At 33.2% G+C, this 22,703-nt stretch carries 25 protein-coding genes; 21 read left to right on the plus strand and 4 right to left on the minus strand.

Annotated features, from left to right (window positions below):
• The first annotated feature begins 96 nt into the window (after nucleotides 1-96).
• Nucleotides 97-630: a DUF2911 domain-containing protein gene (locus M0D21_RS20180; protein ID WP_248332863.1), complete on the plus strand. Its 534-nt coding sequence runs from the start codon at nucleotides 97-99 to the stop codon at nucleotides 628-630.
• Between the two features lie 1,717 nt (nucleotides 631-2,347).
• Here M0D21_RS20180 and M0D21_RS20185 read toward each other — a convergent pair.
• The gene (locus M0D21_RS20185) at nucleotides 2,348-2,977 is read right to left on the minus strand and encodes a 7-carboxy-7-deazaguanine synthase QueE (RefSeq protein WP_248332866.1); all 630 of its coding nucleotides are present in this window, start codon (nucleotides 2,975-2,977) and stop codon (nucleotides 2,348-2,350) included.
• An 80-nt stretch (nucleotides 2,978-3,057) separates the two neighbouring features.
• Nucleotides 3,058-3,399, minus strand: coding sequence for a RidA family protein (locus tag M0D21_RS20190; protein ID WP_317250763.1), 342 nt, complete (start codon nucleotides 3,397-3,399; stop codon nucleotides 3,058-3,060).
• Nucleotides 3,400-3,610: 211 nt separating this feature from the next.
• Between M0D21_RS20190 and M0D21_RS20195 the strand changes: the two genes are divergently transcribed.
• The 8 genes from M0D21_RS20195 to M0D21_RS20230 all read left to right on the plus strand — a co-directional run bounded on the left by M0D21_RS20195 (nucleotide 3,611) and on the right by M0D21_RS20230 (nucleotide 11,032).
• Nucleotides 3,611-5,143, plus strand: coding sequence for a helicase HerA-like domain-containing protein (locus M0D21_RS20195; RefSeq protein WP_248332870.1), 1,533 nt, complete (start codon nucleotides 3,611-3,613; stop codon nucleotides 5,141-5,143).
• A gap of 108 nt (nucleotides 5,144-5,251) precedes the next feature.
• Entirely contained in the window at nucleotides 5,252-5,821 is a 570-nt protein-coding gene (locus tag M0D21_RS20200; protein WP_248332872.1) for a hypothetical protein, read from the plus strand.
• 14 nt (nucleotides 5,822-5,835) lie between these two features.
• The gene (locus tag M0D21_RS20205) at nucleotides 5,836-6,204 is read left to right on the plus strand and encodes a cupin domain-containing protein (RefSeq protein ID WP_248332875.1); all 369 of its coding nucleotides are present in this window, start codon (nucleotides 5,836-5,838) and stop codon (nucleotides 6,202-6,204) included.
• A complete protein-coding gene (locus M0D21_RS20210; RefSeq protein WP_248332877.1) occupies nucleotides 6,201-7,040 on the plus strand; it encodes an alpha/beta fold hydrolase in 840 nt (279 codons plus the stop codon). Before M0D21_RS20205 ends, M0D21_RS20210 begins: the two co-directional genes overlap by 4 nt.
• Nucleotides 7,041-7,120: 80 nt before the next feature.
• A complete protein-coding gene (gene rluF, locus M0D21_RS20215; RefSeq protein WP_248332878.1) occupies nucleotides 7,121-7,978 on the plus strand; it encodes a 23S rRNA pseudouridine(2604) synthase RluF in 858 nt (285 codons plus the stop codon).
• Nucleotides 7,979-8,094: 116 nt separating this feature from the next.
• Complete coding sequence (locus tag M0D21_RS20220; RefSeq protein WP_248332880.1) at nucleotides 8,095-8,523, plus strand: VOC family protein; 429 nt, start codon at nucleotides 8,095-8,097, stop codon at nucleotides 8,521-8,523.
• Between the two features lie 149 nt (nucleotides 8,524-8,672).
• Nucleotides 8,673-9,671 (plus strand): sterol desaturase family protein, encoded by a 999-nt coding sequence (locus tag M0D21_RS20225; protein WP_248332882.1) that lies wholly within the window; start codon nucleotides 8,673-8,675, stop codon nucleotides 9,669-9,671.
• Nucleotides 9,668-11,032: an aldehyde dehydrogenase gene (locus tag M0D21_RS20230; protein WP_248332884.1), complete on the plus strand. Its 1,365-nt coding sequence runs from the start codon at nucleotides 9,668-9,670 to the stop codon at nucleotides 11,030-11,032. Before M0D21_RS20225 ends, M0D21_RS20230 begins: the two co-directional genes overlap by 4 nt.
• On the opposite strand, the gene M0D21_RS20235 is transcribed toward M0D21_RS20230, so the two are convergent.
• Nucleotides 11,029-11,829 carry a class I SAM-dependent methyltransferase gene (locus M0D21_RS20235; protein ID WP_248332886.1) on the minus strand — a complete coding sequence of 267 codons (801 nt, stop codon included), beginning with the start codon at nucleotides 11,827-11,829 and terminating at the stop codon, nucleotides 11,029-11,031. The genes M0D21_RS20230 and M0D21_RS20235 overlap by 4 nt on opposite strands.
• A gap of 63 nt (nucleotides 11,830-11,892) precedes the next feature.
• Between M0D21_RS20235 and M0D21_RS20240 the strand changes: the two genes are divergently transcribed.
• From M0D21_RS20240 to M0D21_RS20285, 10 genes are all read left to right on the plus strand, one after another.
• Nucleotides 11,893-12,540 carry a flavin reductase family protein gene (locus M0D21_RS20240; protein ID WP_248332888.1) on the plus strand — a complete coding sequence of 216 codons (648 nt, stop codon included), beginning with the start codon at nucleotides 11,893-11,895 and terminating at the stop codon, nucleotides 12,538-12,540.
• A gap of 668 nt (nucleotides 12,541-13,208) precedes the next feature.
• Nucleotides 13,209-13,739, plus strand: coding sequence for a GNAT family N-acetyltransferase (locus M0D21_RS20245; protein ID WP_248332890.1), 531 nt, complete (start codon nucleotides 13,209-13,211; stop codon nucleotides 13,737-13,739).
• A gap of 78 nt (nucleotides 13,740-13,817) precedes the next feature.
• A complete protein-coding gene (locus M0D21_RS20250; RefSeq protein ID WP_248332893.1) occupies nucleotides 13,818-14,852 on the plus strand; it encodes an alpha/beta hydrolase family protein in 1,035 nt (344 codons plus the stop codon).
• 120 nt (nucleotides 14,853-14,972) lie between these two features.
• On the plus strand, nucleotides 14,973-15,821 hold the full coding sequence (locus M0D21_RS20255; RefSeq protein ID WP_248332895.1) for a helix-turn-helix domain-containing protein: 849 nt from the start codon (nucleotides 14,973-14,975) through the stop codon (nucleotides 15,819-15,821).
• A gap of 107 nt (nucleotides 15,822-15,928) precedes the next feature.
• Entirely contained in the window at nucleotides 15,929-16,405 is a 477-nt protein-coding gene (locus tag M0D21_RS20260) for a hypothetical protein (RefSeq protein ID WP_248332897.1), read from the plus strand.
• 39 nt (nucleotides 16,406-16,444) lie between these two features.
• Nucleotides 16,445-16,816, plus strand: coding sequence for a DoxX family membrane protein (locus M0D21_RS20265; protein ID WP_248332899.1), 372 nt, complete (start codon nucleotides 16,445-16,447; stop codon nucleotides 16,814-16,816).
• Between the two features lie 192 nt (nucleotides 16,817-17,008).
• Nucleotides 17,009-17,170, plus strand: a complete 162-nt coding sequence (locus tag M0D21_RS20270) for a hypothetical protein (RefSeq protein ID WP_248332900.1) — start codon at nucleotides 17,009-17,011, stop codon at nucleotides 17,168-17,170.
• Between the two features lie 143 nt (nucleotides 17,171-17,313).
• On the plus strand, nucleotides 17,314-17,862 hold the full coding sequence (locus M0D21_RS20275) for a carboxymuconolactone decarboxylase family protein (RefSeq protein WP_248332902.1): 549 nt from the start codon (nucleotides 17,314-17,316) through the stop codon (nucleotides 17,860-17,862).
• A 132-nt stretch (nucleotides 17,863-17,994) separates the two neighbouring features.
• The gene (locus M0D21_RS20280; RefSeq protein ID WP_248332904.1) at nucleotides 17,995-18,363 is read left to right on the plus strand and encodes a cupredoxin domain-containing protein; all 369 of its coding nucleotides are present in this window, start codon (nucleotides 17,995-17,997) and stop codon (nucleotides 18,361-18,363) included.
• An 85-nt stretch (nucleotides 18,364-18,448) separates the two neighbouring features.
• On the plus strand, nucleotides 18,449-19,171 hold the full coding sequence (locus M0D21_RS20285; protein ID WP_248332905.1) for a hypothetical protein: 723 nt from the start codon (nucleotides 18,449-18,451) through the stop codon (nucleotides 19,169-19,171).
• A 15-nt stretch (nucleotides 19,172-19,186) separates the two neighbouring features.
• Here M0D21_RS20285 and M0D21_RS20290 read toward each other — a convergent pair whose 3' ends face one another.
• Entirely contained in the window at nucleotides 19,187-20,329 is a 1,143-nt protein-coding gene (locus M0D21_RS20290) for an MFS transporter (RefSeq protein WP_248332906.1), read from the minus strand.
• A gap of 139 nt (nucleotides 20,330-20,468) precedes the next feature.
• Here M0D21_RS20290 and M0D21_RS20295 point away from each other — a divergent pair, with 139 nt between their 5' ends.
• Complete coding sequence (locus tag M0D21_RS20295; protein ID WP_248332908.1) at nucleotides 20,469-21,341, plus strand: AraC family transcriptional regulator; 873 nt, start codon at nucleotides 20,469-20,471, stop codon at nucleotides 21,339-21,341.
• 93 nt (nucleotides 21,342-21,434) lie between these two features.
• Entirely contained in the window at nucleotides 21,435-22,703 is a 1,269-nt protein-coding gene (gene kynU, locus M0D21_RS20300) for a kynureninase (RefSeq protein ID WP_248332910.1), read from the plus strand.

A 22,703-nucleotide genomic window follows, 5' to 3' on the forward strand; every position in this document is an offset into this window, starting at 1 on the left:
CAAAGTTTTAACAGAATTTATAGACACGATTAACATTTCTCTTTTGAGTTCCCCTATATCTTTACGAAACTTAAATTTGAAATAAAAATTAGTATTATGAAAAAATCACTCTTATTAGTTGCAATTATGTTTTTGGGTACATTATCAAGCATTCAGGCTCAAAAGTTTGCAGGACTACAAAAAAGTCCAACGGATATAACGTATGCAAAAGCCGATAGAAATGCTAAACCAGAAATCAAAGTAGTTTACAGCCGACCGCAAAAAAAAGGTAGAACCATTTTTGGAGATTTAGTGAAGTTTGACAAAGTTTGGAGAACTGGTGCCGATGAAGCTACCGAAATTAAAATATTCAAGGACATCAAGATGGGAGATAAGACTGTGAAAGCAGGAACTTATTCTTTATATACTATTCCAGGAGAAAAAGAATGGACAATTATTTTAAATTCTGATTTAGATAGCTGGGGAGCATACTCGTATGATGAAGGAAAAGATATTGCACGTATTAAAGTACCTGCTGCTTCTGGAGATGCTTTAGAAGTTTTCTCTATAGCTTTTAAGAAAGTAGATAAAGGATACCATATGGTAATGGGATGGGATACCACTAGAGTAGAAGTTCCTTTTTACATGTAGTAAGGAACTTAAAATATTGTATAAAAAAACAGCTTAGTTGAACTAAGCTGTTTTTTTTAACCCTAAATAGATGATTTTGATTACTCTGTGTGCACAAAAAAGAGTAATTAATACTTTTTTAATTTACCTGTGAATTGCGTTACTAGATGCTCCAGGTAATTCACTTAGAAAATCCATTACAATTCTAAATGTTAATCTAAATTTTGTGTAAAATAGCCCCATATTCTTAATTTATTAATTAATATTCAAATATAACATTCAAATTACTCACAATCAACAATTTTGACGGTTTTTAGACATAACCAAATATTTCATCGACAACATACACAAAAACCAAAATTAGGAGAAATCTCCCCAGAAACAGTTGTTGTTTTTTACTAGGAAAATGGGGTTATTTCCCCAAATCCCTAATATATAATAATACTAACTTCAACTAACTAACTTTTCCTTTCTCAACGCATAAAAGGAAATATACTATCTATGAATTGCATTACTGCAAGCCGAAGGCAATTGCTTCAAAAAAGACTTTAAAGCTTTCAAATCTATTACCAAAATACCGTAAAATAACTTCATAATCCTTTGATTTGTAATTTGTTAAACAAAGATACTACCCATATACTGAGGGGTAAAAAAATTAACAGTAGTCAAATTAAATTTTAGACATAACTTAAATTGTTGACGATGTCTAACACAAAACAACATATTCAATGTTAATTTCTGAAGAAATTACCTACGTTTAAAAAATCGTTTTTAGGGGTTTTTTCCCCTTTTTCCCGCCTTTTTACATTACTTTAAATTATGTTTGAGCTCATAAAACATTATTTTTTTCAACAGTCTACCCGACAATTGACAAAAAAAAAGATCTTTTCTCTTTAATAGTATAAAAAAAGAGACCATACCATTTGGGGATAGTCTCTTTCAATATACGTTGTGATAAAAAATTAATACTTTAAGTCACATCTAAGCACAAAAACGTGTTATCCGCGCATTGCACTCCCAGATGCTCCGGGAAGGTCTTTTATAAATCCAATAAAAGATTTAAAACCTAGCCCTATTGCTTTAAAAAATTTATTCATGTGTGAAATCAATTAAACATTAATTGGTATTAAATATACTCAAAATGAAGCAGATAGTAAAATCTAAAGTTCATAAATTTGCTTTTTTTGACCAATCACAAATTTTAGCGACCACATGAATAGTATAATAAAAAACCTACTGTAAATTGAAGTTTTTTCTTACAAAAAAAGGTTGTTTAGTAAAACAACCTTTTTCGCTATTAACATACTGGCTTATGCTTGTATACCAGAACATATGAAATCATTCATATGTTCATGCTACCTTCGCATTGCATACCAAGATGCTCCTGGTAATTCGCTAATAAAGCTCATCACCGATTTAAAATTTGATTCAAAAATTGTGTAGAATTGTTTCATAGCCCATTGATTTAAAATTACTTATATAAAAGTAACAACCATCAAGACTCATGTCAAGTTAAAGATTAACCAAAAATTAAATATTCGTTACATAAAGGTAAAATACCGACAAACTACACAAAAAGTGTTAAAAAAATGGAGAAAATCTAAGTGTTTTCCTTCGATCTGATATTTAACTCAGGGGAAATTTCCCTTAAAACTACGGATTAACCGTAATCACCTATTTACCAAATACTTGTAATTTCCTTTAAAAAAGAGAAAACCGTAAAAGCAGAAAGTTTTTTCTATGGAATATTTAGATATTTATGAGTTTGAAGAGATACCTTCCATTTAGGGTTTTGCATCACGTATTCTACAATAAGAGGTATTACTTTTTCCCGAACGCTCCATTCTGGTTGTAAATACAAAATACAATCCTTAGAAACTTTTGAAGCCTGTTCCTCTGCGAATTTAAAATCATTCTTATTATAAATGATACATTTAAGCTCATTTGCATGATCATAGATATCTTCAACGGGAAGTTTTACTTTTTTTGGAGAAAGACAAATCCAGTCCCATTCTCCAGTAAGCGGATAGGCCCCAGATGTTTCTATATGCGTTTTGGCTCCTTTATCCTTTAATCCTTTGGTCAAAGAAGACATATCCCAAGTTAAGGGTTCTCCCCCTGTCACAACCACTACATTGCTATATTGTACTGCCTTTTCTATTATCTTATCTGTATCTGTAGGCGGGTGAAGCTCTGCATTCCAACTTTCCTTTACATCACACCAATGACATCCTACATCACATCCTCCAATGCGCACAAAATAGGCTGCAGTACCCTTGTGATACCCTTCTCCTTGAATCGTATAAAACTCTTCCATTAACGGAAGCATTTTTCCTTGATCAACTAATTCCTGAATACTTTTTTGCATAAGAGTGCAAAGGTAATTAATATTCACCTACGAATTCAAAAATGTGAACTACAAAAGTTTAATAGCAATGAGTATTCCTTTTAATTTTTAACAGCAACACATTCTATTTCTATTTTAGCTCCAACAGCAAGCCCTTTGGCTGCAAAAGTAGTTCTAGCAGGTTTCTGTGGGAAGTACGTTTTATACACTTCATTAAATAATGAAAAGTCTTCAATATCTGCCAGAATAACCGTGCACTTCACAACATCTTTCATTTCCATATTATGATGTTGCAAAACGGCTTTTATATTTTCAAGAGTTTGTTTTGTTTCAGCTTTAATACCTCCTTCTACAAGTGTTCTCGTAGCATGATCCATACCCACCTGGCCCGACAAAAAGAATAAATTCCCAACTTGTACAGCATCAGAAAAGGGTGCGTTCATTTTTTTAGGTTCATGAGTTTTATGAAAAACTATTTCATCCGGAGTATTAACCGAGGAACTGTTGCATCCAAAACATAAAAGTAAAAGACAAACGAAGTATATTGTTTTGTTCATATTTAAATTACATTATATCTTAACTTACATTAAAAGTAACCTATAATTTCGATAGAAAAGTTAAGATTTATATTTTTATCAAAAAATTACATCTATTATGAGTGATAACCAGGCATTTCTTGATCATATAAACAAAGGCTACACCACTAAAGGAGATTTCCTCACCATGGGGGCAGCCATGTATAAAGGTGAAACCATAACCAATGCTCATGTAAAAGTTCCTTTAAAGACTCTAAATCGTCACGGATTAATTGCAGGAGCTACCGGAACAGGAAAAACTAAAACACTACAAGTATTGGCAGAAAACTTGAGTGAAAAGGGAATACCGGTACTCTTGATGGATATAAAAGGAGATTTAAGTGGTATTGCTGCAGCTAGTCCCGGGCATCCAAAAATTGATGAACGACATGAAAAAATAGGGATACCATTTGAAGCTAAAAACTTTCCTGTCGAGATTCTTTCCTTATCTGAGCAAGATGGGGTAAGACTAAGAGCCACTGTAAGTGAGTTTGGTCCCGTACTATTATCAAGAATTTTGGACGTTACCGAAACACAAGCCGGGATAATTTCTATCATTTTTAAATATTGTGATGATAATAAACTACCTCTTTTAGATTTAAAAGACCTTAAAAAGGTATTACAGTATGCTACCCGAGAAGGTAAAGAAGAACTTGAAAAAGATTACGGAAGAATCTCAACGGCTTCTACAGGTTCAATTTTGCGAAAAATAGTCGAGTTGGAACAACAAGGCGCAGATTTGTTCTTTGGTGAAAAATCTTTTGATGTTCAAGATTTATGTCGAATTGATGAAAATGGTCGTGGTATTATTAATATTATACGACTAACAGATATACAAGACAGACCAAAACTTTTCTCTACCTTTATGTTGAGTCTTTTGGCAGAAATTTATGGTACTTTTCCAGAACAAGGAGATAGTGGCAGACCCGAATTGGTAATTTTTCTTGATGAAGCCCACTTGATATTTAAACAAGCTTCAAATGCTTTGATGGATCAAATTGAAAGTATTGTAAAATTAATCCGCTCAAAAGGAGTTGGTTTATATTTTGTCACCCAAAATCCGACCGATGTACCCGATGGAGTATTAGGACAATTAGGTTTAAAGGTTCAACATGCTTTAAGAGCATTTACCGCAAAGGATCGTAAAGCCATAAAGCTTACTGCAGAGAATTATCCCATTTCAGATTTCTACGACACCAAAGAAATACTAACTTCGTTAGGGATTGGAGAGGCTCTGGTATCAGCTCTTGATGAAAAAGGGCGACCTACTCCTCTTGCCGCAACTATGTTAAGAGCGCCTATGAGTCGTATGGATATATTGTCTCCAGGTGAACTAGATGACCTCTTAAAAAAATCAAATCTCGCCAAAAAATATAACGAAGAAATCGATAGAGAAAGTGCTTATGAACTTTTGAATGAAAAAATTGAAAAGGCTGAAGCCGAAGAAGCAAAAGCAGCCGCCAAAAAGGAGCGGGAAAAGCTTAAAAAATCATCTAGTTCGAGATCAAGAAGCCGAAGAACCAGCACAACAGAAAAGGCAGTAATCAAGGTTCTTACCAGTGCCACTTTTATTAGAGGAGCATTAGGTGTTTTAAACAAATTATTAAAATAAAGTAGATATGCAGAGTTCTGCAGAGCATTTTCCTAAATTTTCAATATCATATATAAGCAGAAAGCATAATTTACGTTTATCTATACACAAATCATCAACTTATAGAATATGACACATAGATTTATTTACAGCATAATTATCTTTTCTATTATTGCCATTAGTTGCCAAAAAGAAGAAAAACAAAACCCTTTTGAAATTACTTTTAACAGAATAGGGAACTTGACCAATGAAATTCAAGTCAATCAGCTAGATTCTATCTTTGCTAACGACTCAATTGCTAAGAAAACCATAGGAAACCAGTATGTAAGCGAGTCTAATGAGATCGAAATTTATGATAAAAAGGGGGCAAGATTACTTGTACTTGAGGCCAAAAAACAATCTGATCCTACCTCAACTATTCAAAATATTCAAGTTATCGATTCTCGTTATGCTACTCCCTCTGGATTATCTTCGAGAAGTGTCTTTAAAGACATTAAAGACCACTATAAGATTTCCAAGATTAATAATACTTTGAGTACAGCAGTCATCTTTGTAGATAGCATTCAGGCATATTTTACTATTGATAAAACTCAACTCCCCAGAGAGTTTCAATATACAACTGACATCAAAATTGAGGCTACTAAAATTCCCGATTCAGCAAAAATTAAACATTTTTGGATAAGCTGGAATGAAAACTAAATAATACCATTAGTATGGATAAAAAATATAAGGTTCAAACCAAACCGTTTATTGTTCCCACAAACGATGGTAAATTGATTGAAGAATATTACGGTAGAGCTACAGATGGTAACTCTAAAATAAGTATTGCTCACATGATAGCTCCACCCGGTTGGAGTGAGCCTTTTCAAACTCCCGAATTTGAAGAATACACGTATGTCATTAAAGGAAAAAAGGAAATCACAATAGATGGAGAAAAGGTAATTATAAGTGCAGGACAATCTATTAAAATTGAAAAGAATGCAAGAATTCAATATGCTAATCCTTTTGATGAAGAATGTGAGTATCTTGCTATTTGCCTTCCGGCATTTAGCATAGAAACTGTACATCGTGAAGATGAATGAGAGAAAAATTTAAAAAATACCTACCCTTTCTAATTGGAAAGTACCTTCAGCTCTTATTCTTATTTTCGCCGAAGAGAGCTGTTTATAAAGCATATATTTTGTTCTGCACGCCAAGAAAAGGTAAAGTTTTACCCGATCAGGAGGATTTTCTTGAAGAAGCCGAAGATGAAATTATCGTTATAGACGATATATATATTCAAACTTACAGATGGCCAAGTATGGGTGAAACTATTATCATGATTCATGGTTGGGAAAGTAACACTCATCGATGGAAAAGAGTAATTAAAAAACTACATGATTTAGGATACAATGTAATCGCTTTTGATGCTCCCGCTCATGGTAATTCCTCTGGTAAGATCTTAAGTGTCCCATTCTACACCAAATGTCTTCAAAAAGTTATAGAACTATACCGTCCTGATCATTTAATAGGACATTCTGTTGGAGGTATGACCACTATATACCATCAATACATTTTTCCAAATCAAGAAATAAACAAACTAGTTATTTTGGCTCCTCCTTCAGATCTTTCCAGAATCATGAAGCAGTTTCAGGGTATATTGAAGTTATCACCTAAATTCATGAATGCCTTAGATCAATTTTTTAAAAACAAATATGGCTTTAATTTTGAAGAATTTTCGGCTTCAAAATTTGCAAAAAAAATCTCTAACAAAGGACTACTCATACACGACAAATATGACGATGTCGCTCCTTTTTCTGAAGCTGAAGCTATTGGTAAAAACTGGAAAAATGTAAAGTTTATTCCTACCGAGAATCTTGGACATTCCTTATTCTATGAAGAGGTCGACCAAATGATTATTGATTTTTTAAAAGAATAGTGGTCGTTTTAAAAGATACATATTCATTCAGTACTTTTATATTTATCATTTCGTATTCAAGATTATGATTACTTTTGCGTGTGGAAAATTCTAAATTAACAAGACTTAATAAATATCTCAGTGAAGTAGGGTATTGCTCGCGGCGTGAAGCCGATAAGCTGATTGATCAAGGCAGGGTTACTATCAATGGTAAAATCCCCGAAATGGGCACCAAAGTAGCTCCAGGAGATGTTATTCAGGTAGATGGCGAACGCATAAACAAACCAAAAGATGAGCATGTATATCTGGCGTTTAACAAACCTGTAGGTATAGTTTGTACCACCGCACAAAACGAGAAGGACAACATTATTGATTTTATAAATTACCCTAAACGTATTTTTCCTATTGGTAGATTAGACAAACCCAGTGAGGGACTTATATTTTTGACCAGTGATGGTGATATCGTAAACAAAATTTTAAGAGCTCGAAACAATCATGAAAAAGAATATATCGTTACGGTAAACAAACTTATTAACTCACAGTTTATAAAAAGAATGGGAAATGGAATCCCAATTCTTGATACAATAACCCGAAAATGTGAAGTAGAACAAATAAGCAAGTTCACCTTTAGAATTATTCTCACTCAGGGATTAAATCGTCAAATTCGAAGAATGTGTGAATATCTTGGTTACGAGGTAGTGACACTAAAACGCATTCGAATTATGAACGTCTCTTTAGACGTTCCTGTTGGAAAATGGAGATATTTAACGCAAGAAGAATTAAAGGAAATTCAAACAGATGTAACAGACTCTAGTAAGACTGAAGAGGCTTCAGTTATTGATAAAGAAAACTCCAGGGCACACCGTTCTACTTCCAAAAAAGTAAAAGGAAATTCATATTCCTCCAAAAAGACAATTTCAACCAGAAACAATCGAAAAAGAAGGGATAGAAATCGCTAAAAAGCTGTTAATTCTTGATAAACTTCTTAGATAACTCATAGAAAGCGTATCTTGAAGTTTCAACTAACATCTATAAGTATAATTTTTTTAAACCCAACATACTTACATCTAATATCATGAGTAATTCTATATCTCCTTTTCATCTCGCAATACCTGTAGATAATCTACAGAAGGCAAGACATTTTTATAATTCTGTGTTAGAATTAAATGAAGGAAGAAGTAGTGATCACTGGGTAGACTTTAATTTTTTTGGTCATCAGCTAGTGATACACTACAAACCAAAATCAAATACCGAGGAAGATCATACCAACTCTGTAGATGGCAAAGATGTGCCTGTCCCACATTTTGGAGTTGTTTTAGGCTGGGATCAATGGCATCTTCTAGCCAAAACACTAGAGGACAAAAAAATAAAGTTTGTAATTGAACCCTATATCAGATTTAAAGGAGAAATAGGAGAACAAGCTACTATGTTTTTTTATGACCCCTGTGGAAATGCACTAGAGTTCAAGTCATTTAAAGATCAAACTCAATTATTTGCTAAATGAATTTTTAGCTGACTTTTTTGAGCAAACTGAAGTATTTCTCTTTAAACAAGCGTTAAAAACCATTATTTTCAAGAATTATACTTCAAACGTTAAAGATTTACTAAAAAATCTTACTATCTTCTGCCCTTAAAAAAATTGAAAAATTAGTAATGGATTTTATCGAACCTCTAAAGTATGGTGTCCCATGTTTTCTAGCACTTATACTACTCGAACTTACGTATAGCAAAACACATGATCATAAAAATAAGAACTTATATGAATGGAAAGATCTTGGGGCTAGCCTATTTATGGGCGTAGGTTCTGCGATTATTGGACCTTTACTTAAGACCGTTTTTTCAATTATTCTTTTTCACTTTGTTTATGAGTTATTCAACCCAGAAGTAAATGGTATACGTACCAATATTATGGGGTGGGAGTCTTTTGGTTTTGCATGGTATGTTTGGTTGCTGTGCCAATTGGCAGATGACTTCACCTATTATTGGTTTCATAGACAAAATCATATGGTAAGAGCTCTATGGGCAGCTCATATAGTACACCACTCTTCCGATAATTTCAATTTAGGAACTGCCGTTCGTAATGGTTGGTTTACCCTATTATATAAACCATTATTTTACATGTGGATCCCCGCTGTTGGTTTTGATCCAAACATGGTTATTGTTTGTCTAGGAATTGAAGCGCTATGGCAATTTCAACTACACTCGGTTTATATTCCAAAAATGGGATTCATCGAAAAGATTTTCAATACACATACAATGCATCAGGTGCACCATGCCAAAAACGTGGAGTATATGGATAAGAATCATGGAGGGTTTCTTAATATATTTGACAAAATATTTGGTACCTGGAAAGAATTAGACGAAAATATCGAGGTACAGTATGGTGTTACTCATGCTCCTAATTCATACAACCCTTGGGTTATCCTTACTCATGAATACAGAGACATTTGGAACGACACTAAAAAATCTAAAAATTGGTATCACAAATTTATGTACATTTTTGGCCCTCCGGGATGGAGTCATGATGGAAGTACATTAACTGTAAAACAAATGCAGCGTGAGTTAGAAGAGCAAAAAAAACAACAAAAAATCAATAAACAACCCATTAATCAACCTATTCAAATTCAATCCCCCGAAGAAGTTAAAATATGAGTTATCAAGAAATTATAGATAAACAACGTAGTTTTTTTAATAGCAACGCCACTAAGGATATTTCCTTTAGGATTCAAGAGTTAAAACGCTTAAAAAGTGTACTCAAAAAAAATGAATCGTTACTTTATGATGCTATCTATAAAGATTTTAAAAAATCTGAATTTGAGACCTACGTTACAGAATTATCTTTAATTTATCATGATATTGATCTTGCCCTGGTAAAAATAAAAAAGTGGGCTAAAAAGAAGAGAGTTTCTACGGGAATCACAAATTTACCAGGAAAAAGTTACATTATACCTGAGCCCTATGGCACAGTGCTAGTTATTGGTGCTTGGAATTACCCTTATCAATTATCACTTTGTCCAGCTATTGCTGCTATTGCTGCTGGGTGCACGGTTATTCTAAAACCGAGCGAAGTGCCTTCCCGAACCTCGGCAATTATGGCTCAAATAATCAATCAAAATTTTGATGCAAATGTATTCAAGGTCATAGAAGGAAGTGTAAAAGAAACTACAGAGCTTCTCAATATTAAATTTGACAAAGTTTTCTTTACTGGTAGTGTTCCTGTTGGAAAAATAGTGTATCAAGCTGCTGCTAAACACCTTACCCCTGTAACTCTTGAATTGGGAGGAAAAAGCCCTGCGATAATTACAAAAGACGTGAATATTGATATGACCGCCAAAAGATTGGTTTGGTCTAAATATCTGAATGCCGGGCAAACTTGTATTGCGCCAGATTATGTTCTTGTAGAGTCCTCAATTAAAGATAAATTATTAGCAGGTATTAAAAAATATATCGAAAAAGCAGATTACCACGTAGATAACGACAATTATACTCAAATCATTAATGAGAAGAATTTTGACAGACTTAATGGCTTGATCGACCAGAACAAAATATTCATTGGTAAAAAGGGTAATAAAGAAGAACGAGTTATCCCGCCTACAGTACTTAACGATGTAGAATTTACAGATGCGGTAATGCAAGACGAGATCTTTGGTCCTATTTTACCAATACTTACCTTTGAAACCATTGAAGATGCTATTAAAAAAGTAAGGCAGTTCTCTAAACCTCTATCCTGTTATGTATTCACCAAAAGTAAAGCTACCAAAAACAAAATATTGAATGAAATTTCTTTTGGAGGAGGAGCAGTAAACGATGCTGTAATGCATTTTACAGAACAGTCGTTACCCTTTGGTGGGGTTGGCGACAGTGGAATAGGTAGTTACCACGGTAAATATGGTTTTGAAACATTTTCACACTATAAAAGTGTATTGCAAAAACCTTTTTGGGTCGAACTAGACCTTAAGTATGCTCCGTATAGCACTAAAAAATTAAAGTGGCTCAAACGGCTTATTGGTTAAAGAGTAGCTTTAATTGCAAATAGTAGAGGATACAACTTATTTTCCATCTCGTACATCCCATCTTTATTTTCTATGAGGTCAGGAAATATTTCATATGGTGATGCATCAAACTCTTTTAAATACTCTATAGTGAGTCCTGCTTCAGAAAGAGATGATATCACTTCTCCTAATCCATGATTCCAACCATACTCCCTACTTATTATATCAGCATTGGTATCTGCATAAGTACCTTGATATTCTTCATATATGACCTCTTTTTGATGATAACCATACTTTATTTTAGGTTCTTTTTCCAGATAATCGAACATCCATACTATAGGATGAAACTCTATGATATAGAAACTACCCCCTGGTTTTAATCGTTCACCAATCATTTTGGCCCAAGGTTTAAGATCTGGCAACCAACCTATAACTCCGTAACTAGTAAATACAATATCATACTTTTCTGTTACAAATGAGGATGTGTCCAGAACATTACAACATACAAAGGATGTATCCAAATCTAAGTCGCTGTTAAGTTGTTGTGCAACTTCTATAGCTTTTTCTGAAATATCGACACCTGTGCAACGCGCTCCCATCCTACTCCAGCTTAACGTATCTTGACCAAAATGACATTGTAAATGTAAAAGAGACTTCCCTGAAACATCACCTAAAGCATCTAATTCATAAACATTTAACGAAGTTTCTCCCTTTTTAAAAGCCTCCATATTGTAAAAACTACTTGCTGCATGCACCTCCACTTTATTGTTCCAGGTTTCTCGGTTCGTCTCAAAATATTTACTGAATTCTTTAGACATTATATAATTTGGTTTGATTAGTTTTGACAATAAGCTTACTCACTATAATACCCGTTAAAGATAATGAATCATTACACACTAGAAGATATTTCTAACATGCCTTCTCGGTTTAAAGCACATTTTATAAATAGTTGTACCGGTTACAAATCTTGTAATCTACTCGCTACCAAAGATGCCAATGAAAATACTAATGTAGCTATATTTAATTCGGTCATTCACATTGGTAGTAACCCGCCGATGCTTGGTTTTATTTTACGCCCTACCACTGTACCGCGTAACACTTATAAAAACCTAAAAGAAACAGGTTTTTTCACCGTAAATCAGGTGCATAAAGATAGTATTAAGGATGCTCATCATACTGCTGCGAAATATGAAGCAAATATTTCTGAGTTTGATAAAACGGAACTTAAAGAAGAGTATTTAGATGATTTTCAAAGCCCTTATGTACAAAATAGTCCTATTAAGTTAGGATGCAAATATGTAAATGAATATCATATTAAAGAAAATGATACCATTCTTGTTATTGGGGCAATTCAACATATTTATCTAGATAAAGGTATAATGCATCCAGATGGCTGGATACAGCTAGATAAAGCAAAAACCGTAGCAGGCATAGGACTCGATGGGTATGCATTGCCTGTTTTACTGGATCGTTTTCAATATGCAAAACCTGATCAGGAAACAATTCCACTAAAACACCAATCTGAGTAACACATATAGATAATCATTTAACCAAAATTTAATTTAAGAACCTACTTTAAACACGTTAAAATTCTTAGATAATAGCTATATTCGTGGTTCTTAACGTTTCCCCACAAACATCGTTATGATTGTATTTTATTTGTGCTCTATAGCACATTAACATGTATGATTTGATATTAGAATTATAGAACTTCAAGTTCTATGACTGGTATTAATCACACTCTTAACAACCCTCAAACATACAATCTAACCCATGAAAAATCATCAAAAAGAGGTGACCCAAACTTCTAGAACCAAAACCAAAGTTTCTAAAATCAATTTTCGCTTTTTAGACAATATATATGTTAAAATAATTCTTATTGGAATAATTTTTTCTATTTACTCAACATCCTACTTGATCGAAAATGAAATAGGAATAGGAAAATCAGAAAGCATCATTGAATCTTTGGGAAATAACTACCTCGTAACTATGTTATTAATTATGGTTGTATATCTAATACTCTATGTTTTTGGTTACGTCATATACTCTCTTAAAAAAAGATTTAGCAATAAAAACTCAAAGAATAAAATAGACAAGCAAGTTGCTCTATAGTTCTTATTCTAAAGACAACTTTGTTTTAAAATTTCTCCTAGATTTGTAGTACTTATAATCTAACAAAAGATTAAATACTTATTGAATGAAATACATGCTTATCGGAGAAGAAACCGAAAGACTTACCTTTAGAAAATTGGAACAAAGAGACTTTGAAGAATGGACCGAGCTTTTCGAAGAACAAAACGTTGCCAAATTTCTAGGCCTGGATCAAAGTCTAAATGCGTCAGGGCTCTGCAAAGCCTGGTACGACAAAACAACGAACCGATATGCTAACAACCTGGGAGGAATGAATGTACTTATCGATAAAAAAACGAATCGATTTATAGGTCAATGTGGTCTTCTGGTGCAAACTATAGATGATGAAGAACGATTAGAAGTTGGGTATTCAATACTTCCAAAATATTGGAATCAAGGTTATGCTTTCGAAGCAGCTTTTAAATGCAAAAATTATGCGTTTGAAAACGATTTTGCCAATTCTTTGGTTTCAGTGGTACATATTGAAAATATAGGTTCAGAAAAAGTAGCTTTAAAAAATGGTATGACCTTCGAGAAAAAGACCGAAGACGTATTTAATGTTTTCAGTATCTCCAAAACCACCTGGGATAAGAAATAGCAACATTTTCTTTCTAAAAGTGTAACAAATCCCAAGGATTTGTATCTCTAGGTGATAGACAACCATAATCATCTAGCTGTGCAAAAACTAATCTTCATTGTTACATTACTCTTATTATTCTCCTGTTACTCAAAGGAAAAGAAAGAATTTTCAATCGGGCAAAAATCTATAACCTACACTGATACTTCTAGAAATCGCCCTCTGATTACAGAAATATGGTATCCTACATACGATTCTATAACTCAAAACCAAGAAAATTCTGATCGCAAAGAACTTTTTAAAACTATTAAGACCATTCCTAACGCCAGCATTCCGGAACAAAAATTCCCATTATTATTAGTTTCTCATGGTACTGGAGGGAATCGTTTTTCTCTCACATGGTTTATTGAGAAAATGGTCAAAAAGGGATATATAGTGGTGTCTGTAGATCATTATGGCAACTCCACTTTCAATAAAATACCAAGGGAATTTGTGAAATGGTGGGAAAGAGCAATTGACATTAAATTTATTCTTACCAATGTTCTTAACGACGAACTTGTGGGTTCAAGAGTAGATACCTCAAAAATCGGAGGAGTCGGTTTCTCTCTTGGTGGTTATACCAATATAGCTCTTGCAGGAGGTTATGTCGATAGAGATCATCAAATTAATGATCATGAAAATGACAGGGCAATGCCTCCAGAATTCCCTCAAACAGATGAAGTTATCAATTTTGACACCGATAGTTTAATTGTAGCATCTTATAAAACCTACAAGAATCAGGTTAAAGACCCCAGAATAAAAGCCTTTTTTGTAATGGCTCCTGCTATCGGTTTTGGATTTCACTCTCAAGAACAAACCAAAGAAATCACTGCTCCAATATTTATTATTGCGGGTAAAGGAGACTCAAATACTCCCATTAAAAACAATGCGCAAAAATACCACAACTTGATAAAAACTAGTAGTCTTCATCTATTTGATGAACATGTAGACCACTATGTATTTTTAAACGAAGCCACCGCTTTTGGGAAAAAAGTTGCTCCTGCAATTACTATAGATCATCCTAATGTAAATCGTAAAGAAATTCATGATAAAACTGTAAATTTAGCTGTCGAATTCTTTAAGAACAACTTGTAAAACCAATACTAAATTTATTGATAATCAGTCTCTATACTGTAGTCTTTCCTGAATTAAACATTAACAATAAATTATTAAAAATCTATGTAATGAAAACGGTAAAAATACGACCTTTATAGTATGACAAAGGAGTTTAAAGAGTTTTCTACAGGTGCTGTTTTGGTTGTTGCCGATGAAGAGGTATTGTATACTTATAAAAATTCTAAAGAAATAGGCTTATACACCTTCATATGGGTAAGGGAAGAAGATGCTGTTCTTGAAATTGATGGTATTTCGGTAACGATAACAAAAAATAACATCGTAGTACTTACTCCAAATCAATATTTCAGATATATAGATGGATCAAACTTGATTGTGTACCAATTCAATAGAGAGTTTTATTGTATCAAAGATCATGACAAAGAAGTAAGCTGTATGGGAGTATTGTTCTATGGAAACAGCGCAATTCCGGTGATACGCTTACCAGAAAAAGAACAAAATAAACTAGATTTATTTCACCAAATACTTTTAGAAGAGCTAGACACAGTCGATACCATTCAAGCCGAAATGCTCAGAATGCTAATGGCGCGATTCATAATAACTACCACCCGACTTGTTAAACAACAGGACGATTTCAATGTAGTTGAATCACAAGTCGATTTGATAAGAGAATTTAATGCACTTGTAGAATTCCATTTCAGAGAAGAACATTCTGTAGCATTTTATGCCGAAAAAATGTTCAAATCACCAAAAACCCTGTCTAATAATTTTGCCAAATTTGAAAAAAGTCCCTTGCAAATTATACATGACAGAATTATTTTAGAAGCCAAACGCCTGCTTATTTATACTGAAAAAACTGCCAAAGAGATTGCATATGAAATTGGATTTGAAGATGCTTCTCATTTGAGTAGAATGTTTAAAAAACATACATCTTTTTCTCCCTCAGAGTTCAAAAAACAATTAAAACTAGAACCTGCAGGGAAATATTGACAAGTCAATAGGAAAAAGTTATATGGTATTATTTTAGTTTTCGCCCCAACTTTGTACTGTTATTATAAAACAACCGACGAATTTGATTCGGGTAAAACTTTAAGATTATGAAAAACTCATTATTACAACATAGCAAGCATATAATTTTTGGTATTTTTATTCTTATATCCTACTTGGGAACAGCTCAAGTTACATATGAAGATCAATTGGAAACCGTATACCTTAACAAACAAAGTGAAGAAGTAGTATATACCAATGACTTCAGCAACTTCAATAAGAGATTACTCTCCAAAAGCGAAATCGATTTTCGAGTTGAAATCAAAAACGCTAAGGAAAATGACGAATATTTACTGTTTCTATCTGAAAGAAGTAATCTAGAACTGTTAAATGTCTCTTACTTGAAAACCGTAAGAAAAGGAGCTAACAGAAGTACTGATACTGAGGATTTTGCGCAGTTTTTAAGAGAAAAACTCCCCGAGTTAATACATCAATTCAAAAAAGATAACAACATCGAAGAATTGTATATTATCTCAAGAAAGAATACTTTTAATGGGAAAATAGACGCCTTACCCAGCGTTTTATAAGTCTAATTGAACCAAAAAAAGTAAACACAAACTCGCGTAATGAAAAAAATCGTACCCCTATTGCTTCGAATTATCGTTGCAATCATTTTAATTCAAACTCTTAGATTTAAATTCACCGCTCACCCAGATAGTGTATATATCTTTACCAAGGTAGGCCTTGAACCTTACGGTCGCATTGGCACAGGTATTATAGAACTTATTGCGGGTGTCTTATTATTAATTCCAAAAACTATTTGGATTGGCGCAATGCTCACCTTGGGAATTATTGGTGGGGCCATAATGATGCACCTTACCAAACTTGGGATTGAAATTAATAACGATGGTGGAGTTCTGTTCATTACAGCAGTAGCAACATTTGTGCTAAGCGCAGTGATTTTATGGATGAATAGAAAAGATGTAAAATTCTTTTAGGGTAGTAATTAATTGGAAAACAAAAAAACCTCTGCTTTGCAGAGGTTTTTTTTGTTTCGGGAAATATTGACAAGTCAAAGGGAAAAAGAACCATTTCCTCGCCCTCTTTTATACAGCATCTTTGTATTGTAATTAAAACATACTATTAATTAAGTCTTATTTACAGAATAGGATATTTAAAAACATATAGAAATGATGACTAAAAATAAATCCATTTTCAACTTAATCGAAATCTTCAGACAAGGAAAAAGACAAATCATGACTTCGCTAATTACAAAAAAGCATTGCGAACAAAAGGGAATTCATGACTTCTACTGTGATGCCGAAAAGCCATTTGTAAAAAATCAACATTAAAAAAATAAAGGGAGGAAATATTGACAAGTTATCGGGAAAAACGATCATTTATACATCACTATTTCTAACGGACCTTTGTAACATACATATAAATAACAATTATAAATCATCTGAACATATCAGAATACTAAAAACTTAAAATTATGAGCACATTTAATGTACCAACCAGAGAAGAAGTAAGCGCTAATAACCAAGCGATTTTTGACAACCTTAATAAAGCACTAGGTTTCGTTCCTAATCTATACGCTACCTATGCACATAGCGACACTGCACTAGAAAATTATTTAAACTTTTCAAATGCAAAAACATCACTTTCTGCTAAAGAAAAAGAGGTAGTAAACCTTGCTGTAAGTCAAGTAAACGATTGTATCTATTGTTTATCTGCACATACTGCAATTGGAAAAATGAACGGTTTTAACGATGAACAAATATTAGAACTTAGAGCTGGAAAAGCTTCTTTCGATACTAAATTAGATGCATTGGCTAAATTGGCTAAAAACGTTACCGAAAATAGAGGCCGTGCAGACCAGGAAGTAGTAGAAAACTTCTTTTCTGCGGGATATACCAAAGGAAGTTTGATAGATACTATTGTATTGGTAGGAGATAAAACAATTTCAAACTACATTCATAGTACAACTCAAATACCAGTAGATTTTCCGGTAGCACAACCACTAGAAACTACAACAGTATAAGTGTAACCACTGGAAATAATTTTCCTAAACATTTATTATATCCTGAAAAGGAAAGCATGACTTACATCTTTCCTTTTCAGAATCTAAAAGAAATTAATTAAAAACCATTAATACATTAATAATCATTAAACCATGAAAAAGTTAATCTCATTATTCACATTTATTTTAGCAATTACTTTCTCTGCTCAAGCTCAAGAAGTAAAAACAGTATCTCTTGAACAAACTAAAGGAGAATTTACTCAAAAAGAAATCAAACTATCTGAAGGAAGTTATGTTTTCAACATCTCTAACAACAGTGCAGGTACAGATGTAGGTTTTGTTTTAGTACCAGAAGGAAAAGATGCTGGTGATGCAAAAAACCACATAAAAGAAGCTTATGTTACCAAGGTAGTTGCCGAAGGAAAAACAGAAAGTTCTAATACTGTAACTCTGAAAAAAGGAACTTATAAGTATTTCTGTCCGTTAAACAAAACACCACAATACACGCTAACAGTAGAGTAAATTCTATTATTTATAAAAGCTAAAACCTTGTTAATCTCTATTAGCAAGGTTTTTCTTTTTATATTTTTAGCCAAAATAAACCATCATGAAAAATCACTTTATCGTAATTATAATTTCTTTGCTTTTTATTTCATGTAAAACAGAAGTAAAAAAAGAAAATAAATATGAAGATGACATTGAAGTGAAAAACCCTGAAATAGCAGAAGATAGTAAACCTAAATTAACAAGTACAAGTGAATCCATTGCCTTTGCAAATGGTTTTAAAAATTGGGATAAGATTCAAGAAATAAAATTCACCTTTAACGTAGATAGAGATACATTACATTATGACCGCACTTGGAAATGGAGACCTAAAGAAAATCTTGTGACTCTAATTTCACAAAAAGACACTATTACATATAACAGAGCTTCTATAGACAGTAGTAGTCAAAAAGCTGACCAAGGATTTATAAATGACAAATATTGGCTTCTAGCTCCTTTTAACTTATCTTGGGATGCCGCCAGTTTTACTTCAGAACACTCACTTAAGGATATCGCTCCGATAAGTGGAAAAGAAATGCAACGCTTAACTATTGTATACAACAATGAAGGTGGATACACTCCTGGTGATGCGTATGATTTTTATTTTGAAGGAGATTTCCTTATTAAAGAATGGGTGTTTCGAGAAAAAAACACCAAAGAACCTTCACTCATAACTACTTGGGAAGATTATAGCGATTTTAACGGTATCAAAATCGCAAAAACACATCAAAGAAACGAAGGGAATTGGAAGTTATATTTCACCAATATTGAAGTTACTACCGAATAAAGAGTAGCACCTAACTTATTTTTTGATGAATAGTGACGTTCCAAAGGAAACAACACTAAATATTAATAGTGCTATAAAACTCAACTTAAGAGAAGAGATATCTGCCAAAAAACCTAATAAAACAGGACCAACTAAAAAGCCTACAAATCCGGAACCGGCTATTATTGATATTCCCTGAGAAGACTCAACATTCTTGGTTTTCCCTCCTATTCTAAATAACTCGGGTACAATAACCGAAAAACCTAAACCTACCAGTCCAAATCCTATGATGGTAATTAATGGATCAACTAATAAGACTAATGCAAAACCGAGTCCTCCAAGCAAAGTCCCCAAGGTAATTATTCGTTTCGAACCTAATTTCGCACTTATAGCATCTCCCAAAAATCTTCCAAACGCCATAGTTGCTGAAAATGCAGTATACCCAAAACCGGTCCATGATACTTTTGCTTTAGAAACCTTTTCGAGATATAGTGCACTCCAATCTACAATCGCACCTTCTGCAGCCATTACGCAAAATCCGATAAGAATCAATCCCAATAAAGGAATAAAATAACGAATATTAAAAGAAACCTCTTCTATTTCTTTAGATGTTACCCGATAATACTGCTTCAAAAGAAAACCATTCAATAAGATCATAATTATGGCTACCACCAATACATGGAATAGTGGGACACTCACATAAGGAAGAAAAAAAGTTCCTATTCCAGCGCTGAGCATTCCTCCCAAGCTAAAAAAACCATGATTGGCAGACATAATATGAACTTTGTCTTCTTTTTCAATTTCTGTCACCAAGGTATTCATAGCGATATCGGTAAAACCAGAAAAAACTCCTACAAGAAACATAGCTCCACACAACCAATAATATGAAGAAACCATAAATAATAAGGGGAACACAAATATTAACCCAAAAACTCCATATCCTGTAGCCTTACCTACTTTTAGTTTTTTTATAATCTTTGGAGCCAGTATTAACATGGTTAAGGTACCCAAAGCCATAAAGAATATAGCAATACCTAAATCTCCCTCATCTATTTTAAGCTTTTCTTTTACAGCAGGTATATATATTGCCCAGGTTCCAAACAGCACATTAATGGTCGCAAAAACCACCGCAGGAGCCAGATATCTTAAATTACTAAAAATTAGACTTAAAGAATTCATTTCCGAAATACGACTATATTATTATTCGGGATCAAAATTAGAAACTAACCCCAAAAACAAGTGGTACAAACTATTCTAAATTTAAAACAAAATATTCCTAACTATAAACCAAAAACTTAAAATTTGTTAATTTTGTTTCATGAAAATAGCTTATGAGCAGATTTATCTCGATCGATCTACCTCCTTAAAGATCGAAACCTATACCGACAAATCACAATGTGGAATTGTAAGTTGGCATTTGCATCCTGAATACGAACTGGTATTTATACAAAGTGGTAAAGGAAGTATTCAAATCGAAACACATTTTGAAAATTATGAAGATGGATTGCTTGTTTTTTTAGGACCTAATATGCCTCACATGCCTTTTGGCAATAAGGAAACCAATAATACTATAGAAGTAGTTGCTCAGTTTTCTGAACGCTTTGTTCAGGAGAAACTAGCTCTCTTTCCAGAATTCGAGAAGCTGCTAAAATTCATTGAAACCTCAAAACGAGGTATTATTTTCTCAAAAAAAACCCATAAAAAAGTAGCCAAGAACTTTTTAAAATTTGCAAAACAAAATAAAACAGAGAAACTTTTAAACTTCATCAATATCTTAGATACACTTTCTAATTGTGAAGAACCCCGAAAAATATTAAAAAACAAGCATACGCTAGATCTAAGCAAACTCTCTATCGAACGATTCTCTAAAATATATACCTACATTAATGACCATTATGATCAGGAAATACGATCTGAAACTTTAGCCCAACATATAGGACTAACACCTAACTCCTTTTGCAGGATGTTTAAACGGGTTACCAACAGAAACTTTATTGACTTTTTAAACGAATTCCGAATTAAAAAAGCTGAAGAATATTTTAACCACCAAGATATCACTATTTCCGAAGTCATGTATAAATGTGGTTTTAATGATCCATCTTACTTCTCTAAACAATTTAAAAAATACAATAATCAATCACCTTCTAGGTATCTTCGACAATTAAAACAAGAAAGGTCTTTAGAAGTTTAAATTTCCAAATACTAATTTTCAAAAAAACAATTGAGAAACAAATTCAATTTCGTAACTTAGTGAAACACTGTTTCAATTATTAAAACACTATATATGCCTACCTTACCAAAATCAAGTTTGGCTTATGCTAAAGAACAAGACCAAAAAGATAAACTGGCACATTATAGAGACCGTTTTCACATTCCTAAAGATGAGCATGGAAATAACTGGATTTATTTTTGTGGAAACTCCCTCGGTCTTCAACCTCAGCACACACAAGAATATATACTACAAGAGCTTAAGGATTGGGCAAATCTAGGTGTAGAAGGGCATTTCGAAGCTAAAAATCCCTGGATGCCTTATCATGAATTCTTAACAGATGCCATGGCTAATATTGTAGGAGCAAAACCTTTGGAAGTTGTAATAATGAATACACTTACAACGAATTTACACCTCCTAATGGTATCTTTTTACCAACCCACTCAAACTAAATATAAGATTGTGATAGAAAGTGATGCGTTTCCGTCAGATCGATATGCAGTTGAGTCTCAATTAAGTTTTCATGGATTCGATCCTAAAGAAGGAATTATAGAATGGTCTCCCCGAGAAGGAGAAGAATTATTAAGGCTGGAAGACTTAGAAACAATCTTAGATCAACAGGGTGATGAAATTGCCTTATTACTTATTGGAGGGTTGAATTACTACACCGGGCAATATTTAGACCTTAAAAAAATTACAACTCTTGGTCATGCCAAAAATTGCATGGTTGGTATTGATTTAGCCCATGGAGTTGGTAACATTATACCTAACCTGCATGAATCTGGAGTAGATTTTGCTGCATGGTGCACCTATAAATATTTAAATTCTGGCCCAGGTAGTCTGGGAGGATTATTTGTGCATGAAAAGCATGCCTACGACAAAACACTAAAACGTTTTTCTGGATGGTGGAGTCATAATAAAGATACCAGATTCAATATGCGTCAAGAATTTGATCTTATGCCAGGAGCCGAAGGGTATCAATTAAGCAACCCCCCTATTCTATCTATGGCTGCCATTAAAGCTTCGCTAGACATTTTTGAAGAAGTAGGAATGCAAAATTTAAGAGAGAAATCTATTTCTCTTACTGGTTATTTTGAGTTTTTGATCAATGAAATAGATACCGATCGAATTCGTATCATTACTCCAAGCAATCCACTAGAACGAGGTTGTCAATTATCTATTCAGGTCAAAAACGCAGATAAAAGTTTACATCAGCAATTAACCAATAATCATATTATTACCGATTGGAGAGAACCTGATGTAATACGCTGCGCCCCAACTCCTCTATACAATAGTTATGAGGATGTATATAAAATGACCGAAACTTTAAAAACATTATTGTAG

Source organism: Aquimarina acroporae (genome assembly GCF_023195925.1).
GTDB classification, from domain to species: Bacteria; Bacteroidota; Bacteroidia; order Flavobacteriales; family Flavobacteriaceae; genus Aquimarina; species Aquimarina acroporae.